General features: G+C 58.2%; 7 protein-coding genes and 1 tRNA gene. 5 read left to right on the top strand and 3 right to left on the bottom strand.

Translation table 11 applies throughout. The features are described from left to right. Positions 1-103: 103 nt before the first annotated feature. Positions 104-556, bottom strand: a complete 453-nt coding sequence (locus DMP05_RS07275; protein ID WP_161957498.1) for a transposase — start codon at positions 554-556, stop codon at positions 104-106. A gap of 122 nt (positions 557-678) precedes the next feature. Further along, the gene (locus DMP05_RS07270) at positions 679-981 is read right to left on the bottom strand and encodes a hypothetical protein (RefSeq protein WP_148039712.1); all 303 of its coding nucleotides are present in this window, start codon (positions 979-981) and stop codon (positions 679-681) included. Between the two features lie 393 nt (positions 982-1,374). On the opposite strand from DMP05_RS07270, the gene DMP05_RS07265 reads away from it, so the two are divergent. The 3 genes from DMP05_RS07265 (at position 1,375) to bilS (ending at position 3,673) form a co-directional block, all read left to right on the top strand. Next, positions 1,375-1,896 carry a gamma carbonic anhydrase family protein gene (locus DMP05_RS07265; protein ID WP_123219817.1) on the top strand — a complete coding sequence of 174 codons (522 nt, stop codon included), beginning with the start codon at positions 1,375-1,377 and terminating at the stop codon, positions 1,894-1,896. Positions 1,897-2,142: 246 nt separating this feature from the next. Then, a tRNA-Leu gene (locus tag DMP05_RS07260) sits at positions 2,143-2,226 on the top strand. Positions 2,227-3,076: 850 nt separating this feature from the next. Next, entirely contained in the window at positions 3,077-3,673 is a 597-nt protein-coding gene (bilS, locus tag DMP05_RS07250; RefSeq protein WP_211326868.1) for a flavodoxin family protein BilS, read from the top strand. 146 nt (positions 3,674-3,819) lie between these two features. Here bilS and thiC read toward each other — a convergent pair whose 3' ends face one another. Beyond that, the gene (thiC, locus tag DMP05_RS07245; protein WP_123219814.1) at positions 3,820-5,127 is read right to left on the bottom strand and encodes a phosphomethylpyrimidine synthase ThiC; all 1,308 of its coding nucleotides are present in this window, start codon (positions 5,125-5,127) and stop codon (positions 3,820-3,822) included. A gap of 517 nt (positions 5,128-5,644) precedes the next feature. Here thiC and DMP05_RS07240 point away from each other — a divergent pair. Both DMP05_RS07240 and DMP05_RS07235 read left to right on the top strand, forming a co-directional pair. Next, positions 5,645-7,711, top strand: coding sequence for an elongation factor G (locus DMP05_RS07240; RefSeq protein WP_123219813.1), 2,067 nt, complete (start codon positions 5,645-5,647; stop codon positions 7,709-7,711). Between the two features lie 291 nt (positions 7,712-8,002). Continuing rightward, the gene (locus DMP05_RS07235; protein WP_123219812.1) at positions 8,003-8,905 is read left to right on the top strand and encodes a LysR family transcriptional regulator; all 903 of its coding nucleotides are present in this window, start codon (positions 8,003-8,005) and stop codon (positions 8,903-8,905) included. Positions 8,906-9,148: the final 243 nt, after the last annotated feature.

Genomic DNA, 9,148 nt, shown 5'->3' with positions numbered 1-9,148 from the left:
AGTCCTACCGCGTCCGCCATGCCCTCATGCAGGAGGGCTAGCCGCTCAGAAAGCGTGCGCACTTCCGATGCTCAGGCTGCTCAATTTCCGATGCTCTTTTTGCTCAAATCCTCTTGACGAAACACACCACGCTCTCGAACGCCTTCTCGTTGAGGTTCGACACGGTGCCGGCCGACACGCCCGCGCCCCACAGTATCTCGGAGACGTCCTCGATGCGGCGCGTGGAAACGCCCGCCAGGTACATCTCGATGATGGCCTCCTCGACGCTCGTCTCGCGCCTGCGGTAGCGCTCGATGACGGTGGTCTGGAAGGTGGCTCCGCGCAGCTTGGGGACGTCGAGCACGACCTCTCCGCTCGTGGTGACCAGCTTCCTCTTGTAATGGCCGGAACGGTACGCCTCGCGCCCCGCCGTTCTCTCGTAGCGCTCGGCCCCGACCATCTCGTCGGCTTCCTCGTCTAGCAGGGCGTTCAGCGTTTCCTGCACGGTTTTCCTCACGAGCTCGCGAAGGTCGGACTTCAACGACTCCTCGTCGACTGATACTATGTTGCCGGACATGGTTGCGATGCCTTCCTCGGTACGTTTTATGCTTGGTCGCTGAAAATCATACCGATGGCTGACGACCATGTCTTTTCATTCCTAGATGTATTCAGCTTTCAATTTGCGAAAGAAATTTTACGTTACCAGCGGTCAAGCGGCTTGTCGCTCGTGTTCGTGATGCGTACGCGCAGCCAGAAGCCATCTTGCCCATAGAACTCGCCGCGATAGTACGTGCCATCGGCGAGTGATTCGACGGTGAAGCCCTCGACTTCAATCTTCTGGGATTCGTAGGCCGATTTGCTGGCGGCGGCATCGCCGCCCGATTCGCCCTGCTCGCCGCCGCCACCGCCGCATGCGACCATCGTGCATGCAAGCGCCGCGGACAGTGCGACTGCGGGCGCGCTCAGCAGAATCTTCTTCGTCATGGGCTTCATCATTCCCATCACTTCCTTTCGCATCGCGATCAAAAGCTGCTCTCCCCTCGGCGTCCATCGCGCCAGTTCGGCTTTCAAGACGATTGTGCTGCGTTCTCGCTAGCGCGCGAAGTACTCTGCGGCCCAAATGGTGAGCGCGCAAAGTCCCAAACGGCTAAAAGAGGAAGCGGTGGTTTTTGGATGGTTGGCTTGCTGACGAAACGGTTGGGCGATTCGTTGATACCCCCTGAAGCACCTCGGGTAGCCGCCCTCCTCGTTCTGTCGCCGACGAGCATGCTGCATGGTCGCGCTCATCGGATTGCGGACACTTGAGCGTATGTGTGGGGAATGGGTTCTGATACCATCCGTGAACCATGTCGCGTATTTCCCGTTGCGACATGGTTACGAAGAGGGAGGAACACCATGATCATCGAATTCAAGGGCATGCGTCCTGATGTGGAGAAAGCTACGTTTATCGCCGACAGCGCCACGCTTTCTGGCGATATTCATTTGGCGGAAAACACTTCCGTATGGTTCGGCGCATCGGTGCGTGCCGAAGTCGCGTCCATCACCATCGGCCGCGACAGCAACGTGCAAGACAACGCCATGCTCCATGCCGATTACGATTTGCCCATCACCATTGGCGAGCGCGTGTCGGTGGGGCACAACGCCATCGTTCACGGCGCCACCATCGAGGACGACGTTATTGTGGGCATGCATGCCACGGTTATGAACGGTGCCCATGTCGGTCGCGGTTCCATTATTGCCGCGGGCGCGCTGGTCAAAGAACACGCCGTGATTCCCGAGCGCTCGCTGGTCGCGGGCGTTCCTGGCGTGGTCAAGCGCATGTTTACCGAAGAAGAGCTTCAGCGCCAGAAGAAAAATGCGGCGGTGTATACCGATGACGCGAGCGAGTACGCCAACAACGTCAAAATCGTAGGCTAGCGAGTTTCTGAGCGGTTGAGTTCGCCGCGAATGGTGCGTCGCATCAGTCCCCAGGAGCCGAGCGGGCGTCTTTTTCGACGTCTTCGAACTGAACGATCGTCTTGCTTCGGCATCTTCGGACCGAAGTCGCCTTGTTTCGGTTTTCGTGCCTGTCCTAATGATTTTCGGCCCGTATCGTTGCTTTTTGCGCGTGCTCTGAAATTTCGGTTTGCGCTTTCGGGAACATCGGGTATAATTCGATTTCGCGCCCGAGTGGCGGAATGGCAGACGCGGCGGTCTCAAAAACCGTTGTCGAAAGACGTGCGAGTTCGACTCTCGCCTCGGGCACCATTCTGAATCTGAAAAGCCGGCTTCTAAGGAAGTCGGCTTTTTCTTTTTTAAGAGCCTACGTCTCGGCGCGAATTCCGCTTCGGCCGCGCTCCCGTTTTCAAAAGGAGGAAATCAGCTTTCTTTTGAAGTTGGTTTCTTTTGAGGGGTCGGCGATCTCGACTTAAAGGGCCTACGCTTTCGACGCCAGCATGAAATGTGAGAAACGAAGAGCAGCCCATTATGCGAACATGGCATCGATCCTGCATGAAACGCACGTTCGGGCAGTCAAACGACGTTCAGGTGGTTGACACCTTCCCGCTCGGCGTATGGAGGCCTGTCGGAGGCGTGCGTTCCGTTCGGCATATGGAGCTTGTTGAGAAAGTGGGTCCTGTTCGCCATACGGAAGCCCGCCGAAAGGTGTGCCTTGCTCGGCGTATGGGACCTCTCGGACCTCTCGGAAAGTGCGCCTTGCTCGGCGTATGGAGGCCTGTCGAAGCACGCATTCTTTGCGGCGTTGGCAGAAAACGCCGTAATGGGGCCCGATTGCATGAATTTGGGAACGTGCTGCCAGGAAACGCCACGATGGGGCCTTTTCTCGGGCGGATATTCTCGGCTCTCTTTTCGGAAAATTACGTGACCTGGCCTTTTGTTGAACTTAGTTACTCCGTTCGGGCTTTTGCGGGCTTTTTCCTCCGTAATAAGGTCTGCAGAGAGGCCCCCTTGTCGCGTTTTCTGTCATCTAGGGCTCGAGACGCTGCACGGTTTTCTTACCACGCGTTTCGGCGTAAGGTGTCTGCGTCAAGAGATTGGAGCTGTTTTGAATATCACGTGTTCTATGGCTGTGAGCAGCAAAAGTGGAAACACCAAATTGGTGGCTGATGCGCTGCAGCGCGAATTGTCTTACGCTGGAGTGCGCTTTGCGACCTTTATCGATTTGGATGACGCGGATGCGGAATCGGCGCAGTCGGAAGGCGTTAAAGGTGCTGAAAATGTCGAAGGCGCTGAAGGGGACGAGGCCGTCGAAAATGGCCAAAGCGCCAACGCCGCCGCATCGACGATTGCCACGCAAGCGAGTGAGGCCGACGTAGTATTCGTCGGCTTTTGGTGCGACAAGGGCTCATGCAGCCCCGCTGTTCAGTATTTTCTTCAGGGCCTTGTGGGAAAGCGCGTTTTTCTGTTCGGCACCTGCGGCTTCGGTGAAAGCGACGAGTATTTCGCGCAAATTCTCGAGAGAGTCCGCGCATATTTGCCCGTGGATGCGCAGTATATTGGCGGCGCGATGTGCCAAGGCAAGATGGGTATGGGCGTGAAGCGCCGCTACGAGGGCATGCTCGAGAAAGATCCTGAGAACGCTCAGGCTCGCATGCTGATTGACAATTGGAACAAGGCGCAAATCCATCCGAGCGAGGATGACGTCTCGCGCATCGCGGCCGCGGCGAAAGAAGCGCTCGAGGGCATTGCCGAGTAGCGCTGCGACTAAAGCGAAAGAGGCGATTGAGGGCGTTGCCAAGCGGTGGGTTCGCTCAAAAAAGGAGGCCAAGGGTTCGTGCCCTTGGCCTTCTTGGTGTTGCATGCGTCGAGTGCCTCCTGGGGTGCTTCACCCGCGCTCTTCGCCTACAGCAGGCTGACGTTTTCGCCCTTCATGGCTTTGTTCATGGTGCGCACTGAGCACATGGCGCCGCACATGGTGCAGGTGCTCGGGTCGTGCGGGTTGGTGCTCGCCACGTATTCTTCGGCCTTCTTGCGGTCGATGGCCTCGTCGAACATCGCGGGCCAGTCGAGGCGCTGGCGGGCGCGAGCCATGCGGTCGTCCCAATCGCGAGCGCCAGGAACGCCGTTCGCCAAGTCGGCGGCGTGGGCGGCAATTTTCGAGGCGATGACGCCCTCGCGTACATCCTGCACGCTCGGCAGGCGCAGGTGCTCGGCGGGAGTCACATAGCACAGGAAGTCGGCGCCGTTTGCTGCGGCGATCGCGCCGCCAATGGCTGACGTAATGTGGTCGTAGCCAGGCGCGATATCAGTCACCAGCGGCCCCAGCACGTAGAACGGCGCGTTGTGGCACAGGGTTTTCTCGATTTGCATGTTGGCCGCGATTTCGTTGAGCGCCATGTGGCCCGGGCCCTCAATCATGACCTGCACGTTGCGCTCCCATGCGCGCGTGGTAAGAAGGCCCAGCTCAATGAGCTCGCTTACCTGGCCCGCGTCGGTGGAGTCGCTCACGCAGCCAGGGCGCAGCGCGTCGCCGAGCGAAATGGTGACGTCGTATTCGTACAGAATGTCGAGCAGTTCGTCGTAGTGCTCGAAGAACGGGTTCTCGTTGCCCGTCATTTCCATCCAGGCGTAAATCAGGCTGCCGCCGCGGCTCACAATGTTCATCATGCGGCCGCTGCGCTTGAAGCTATCGATGCTCTTGCGGTTGAGGCCGGCGTGAATGGTCACGAAGTCCACGCCTTCTTCGGCATGCGCGCGCACGACGTCAAGGAAATCTTGCGCGGTGATGTTACCCAGGTCTTTTTCCAGGTAGCCGACGGCGTCGTACATGGGAACGGTGCCGATCATCGCGGGCGACATATCCACGAGTGCGCGGCGGAAATCGTGCGTTTTGCCGTAGTTCGACAGGTCCATAATGGCCTCGGCGTCGAACTCAAGCGCGGTGCGCACCTTCTGCATCTCGCATTCGTAGTCGCGCTCGTCGCCGGAAATGCCCAGGTTCACGTTGATTTTCGTGCGCAGCCCTTCGCCAACGCCATGCGCGTGGAGCGCAGGGTGATTGTGGTTGGCGGGAATGGCAATGGTGCCGCGCGCGACGCGCTCGCGAATGACTTCGGCGTCGATGCCTTCGTCTTCGGCGACTTGTGCCATTTGCGGCGTGACGATGCCGAGCTTGGCGGCTTCCATTTGGGTTGAATAGGTTTGGGTCATGGTCGCTCCCTTAATAGACGGGCAGCCCTTGCGCCTCGCTGCGACGCCCGCGCGCCCGCTTTCCGCAATTACTGTCCGAGGTTTCTGCGCAAGTATAGCCGCTCGCGGCGCATGGGGCGAACACGCTTCGCCGTATGGCGCGAATTCTGCACCAGTTACTGCGGGAAAGGCCCTTTCTTCAAGGAAAACGGAGGAGCGTGGCGCATGGCACGAATTGTGCTGCCCGTCTAACAAGGGCATGATGAAGAAAACGGAGGAAAGAAGGTTTGCGATGAAGGGAGCCAAACGGGGGAGATTGCCTCTGAGCGTCTCTGCCTGAATGGTGCATTTATTTTCGAGCGGCCGCGCCCGAATAGGGAACTCGCCGCGGAAGGCTTCGATGGAGCCGCCCGGGGGCGTGGAGCCAGTTCTTGAAATGCCCGTTTATCCTGGGGTTTCGCTGCGTTACACTGAAAAAGCATTCGTTGCATCGTTAACCTGCGAGTAGGGGATAACCCAGGAAGAGACGGTGGTATCAATGGCAGCTCCCGAGACGTTGCATGTCCGCAACATCGTGTTGGTCGGACAAGATGGTGCGGGCAAAACTTCACTGGCCGAAGCCATGCTCTACATTTCCGGCCAAACGCCGCGCATGGGCACTACGCACGACGGAAAATCGTACCTCGACTACGATGCCGAGGAAATCAAACGCAAGTTCACTATGGGCACATCGGTCGCGCCCATTCCGTATAAAGATTACAAGATCAACCTGCTCGACACGTCGGGCCATCCCGACTTCATTGGCGATACGCTCGCAACCATGCACGCCGCCGAAATGGCCATGTTCGTGGTTGACGCCGTAGAGGGACCGCAGGTCATGACCACGAAGCTGTGGCGCGAGGCCGAAACTATGCGCCTGTCGCGCTCGGTGTTCATTAACCACATCGATCGCGAGCATGCGAACTTCGACGTTATCATGGCCGCGCTGCACGCCCGCTTCGGCGCGCGTTTGGGCGTGGTGACCATTCCTATTGGCGTTGACAAAGATTTCAAGGGCGTCATCGATATTCTGCGCATGAAGGCGCGCTACTTCGAAGGCGATTCTGAGCGCGTGGAAGAAATTCCCGATGAATACCTTGAGCAGGCCCAGGTGGCGCGCGACAAGCTGTGCGACCTGGTCGCTGAAGCCGATGATGATCTTATGATGAAATACCTCGATGGCGAAGAGCAGCTCACCCAGGCAGAACTCGAGGGCCTGTTCGACAAGGCCATCGCGCAGGAGCTGTTCATTCCCGTGTTCGTGGGTTCTACCATCATCAAACAGGGCATTCAGGGCCTTATGGAAGACATTTGCACCTACTTCCCGCACCCCACAGCGCATGGCCCCATTCCCACGGCCGACGGCGGTGAAGTGAAGGTTTCCAAAGAAGGCGAGCCTGCGTGCTTCGTGTTCAAGACCTTGGCCGACCCCTATGTTGGCCGCCTGAGCTTCGTGAAGGTGCTTTCGGGCACGCTGGTGCCGGGCCTCGAGCTACTGAACGCGCGCACGGGCAAAAAGGAGCGCCTGGGCCATGTGTGCGTGATGAAGGGCAAAGAAACCACGCCGGTGAAAAGCGCTATGGCGGGCGACATCGTGGTGGTGCCGAAGCTCGTCGAAACGCGCACGGGCGACACGCTTTCGGAAAGCGGCAGCATTGCCATTGCCCCGTTGCCGTTCCCCATTCCGCAGTATCCTGTCGCCATTGAAGCTGTGAATAAGAAGGAGGAAGACAAGCTGGGAACTTTCCTTGCGCGTGTTGCGGAAAACGATCCGACTGTTCGCATCGAACGCCATGAAGATACGCACCAAACGGTGGTTACGGCGATGGGCGAGGCTCAGATCGATACTATTTTGAGCCGCTTGGCCGCTCAGGCAAAGGTTGAGACGAAGCTTGTTCCCGTGCGCATTCCGTATCGCGAGACCATTCGCAAGACGGCTGAAGCCGAGGGCCGTCATAAGAAGCAGACCGGCGGCGCGGGCCAGTTCGGCGATTGCTGGCTGCGTCTTGAGCCCAACCCCGGGTGCGGTTATGAATTCGTCGACGCCATTAAGGGCGGTGCGATTCCGGGCGGCTTGGTCCCCGCGGTCGACAAGGGCGTGCAGGAGGCCATGGCCGAGGGCGTTATCGCAGGCTACCCCATGGTCGATGTGAAATGCACCGTGTTCGACGGTTCGTATCATCCGGTCGATTCCAACGAGATGGCGTTCAAGACGGCGGCGCGCATCGGTTTCCGCGCGGCATGCGAACAGGCGACTCCCGTGGTGCTTGAGCCCATGGCCACGATGAGCATCGCTGTAGGCGAGTCGTACGCGGGCGCGGTAATGGGTGATATCTCCACGCGTCGTGGTCGCATCATCGGCACCGACTCAAACGATGCCGGCGAGACGGTCATTATGGTGCGCGTGCCGTATGCCGAGGTCGTGAGCTACACGAAAGATTTGCGCAGCATTTCGCGCGGATCGGGTAGCTACACCATTGAGCTCGACGGCTATGAGCAGGCTCCAGCCGACGTGCAGAAAAAGCTCGTCGCCGAATACGAAGCCAAGCGAGCCGTCGGCAACTAACGATTCGCGAATGGAACCTGTTAAATGCTCGCAGCGTTTAACAGCTTTTCTTGCTCGCGAGTGGGCAATGGGACAGGGGTTTATCCCCTGTCCCATTTTTTGCGCGGGGAATGTGTTCAATGCTCGTAGCATTTAACACATTCTTTGAGACGAGGGGCGAGGCAGCCTTGTTCCTTTTAACTTTGCCTTGGTTTTCGTCGCACGCAACCTGTTAAACGCTACGAGCATTTAACAGGTTTTGGCGGGTTCTTGCGCTACCATGGGCGCACGCACTCGTCGGAAGGTCCGCCCATGAAGCTCCAGCAGCTCGTTTATGTTACGAAAGTCGCGGAATGCGGCAGCATTACCGAGGCCGCGCGCAGGCTGTATGTTTCGCAGCCCTCTATTACGAGCGCGATTCACGACCTTGAGCAGGAAATGAACGTGCATATTTTCGACCGCACGAATAAGGGTGTGGTAGTTTCGGAAGAGGGCGAAACCTTCCTGGGCTATGCACGTCAGGTACTCGAACAGACGGAATTGCTTGAGGGCAAATACAAAAACCCCGCACAGCGCGTGCCCCATTTTAGCGTGTCGTGCCAGCACTATTCGTTCGCGGTAAACGCGTTCGTCGACGTGATTCGCGAGTTCGATGCCGCACGCTACGATTTCACGCTTCGTGAGGAGCAAACGCACGAGATTATCGAAGACGTCGCCCACATGAAAAGCGAGCTTGGCGTGCTCTACTTGTCGGCGCGCAATCGCGAGGTCATCGGGAAGATGCTTGTCGCCAACGAGTTGGCTTTCGAGCCATTGTTTCGAGCCGAGCCGCATGTCTTCGTGTGTTCGAGCCACCCTTTGGCGTCTCGCGCGTCGGTCACGCTCGACGACATGGCCGATTATCCGTTTCTGTCATATGAGCAGGGCAGTTTCAACTCGTTCTACTACTCCGAAGAGCTTACATCCACGCTCGATCGCAACAAAAATATTCGCGTGCGCGATAGGGCGACGCTGTTCAACCTGCTCATCGGCCTGAATGGCTATACGGTGTGCTCGGGCGTGATTAGCGCTGAGCTCAATGGAGCGTCGATTATTTCAGTTCCGCTCGATATCGATGAGTATATGGAAGTGGGTCTGGTCACGCGCAAGGGCACGCAGCGTTCGGTATACGGCGCGGCGTATGTTGAAGCGATTCGACGACATATTCCGCAATAGGGTCGAGGTGGCGCGAAGCGAAGCGCGCGCGGTGACTTGCCACTTTGTGGCGCATTCTCGCAGGTCGTCCAACGGTGGCCCCCATGCTTCCGTTCTGGTTTGTGTGACGGCGCTCTTGGGTAGCTTGGCTCGGTAGCGCCGTGGCATCGACTCATTGCCTCGGCGGTTCGTCTTAGTACCGTGAGCTCGCGGCGCATTTCGAGGGCTGGCATCCGGCAGCTCGGTTTTCGACAGGCTGGCTGT

Source organism: Slackia isoflavoniconvertens, assembly GCF_003725955.1.
Classification (GTDB): domain Bacteria; phylum Actinomycetota; class Coriobacteriia; order Coriobacteriales; family Eggerthellaceae; genus Slackia; species Slackia isoflavoniconvertens.
Note: the sequence above shows the minus strand (reverse complement) of the source record. Positions and strands in the feature narration are given on the sequence as shown.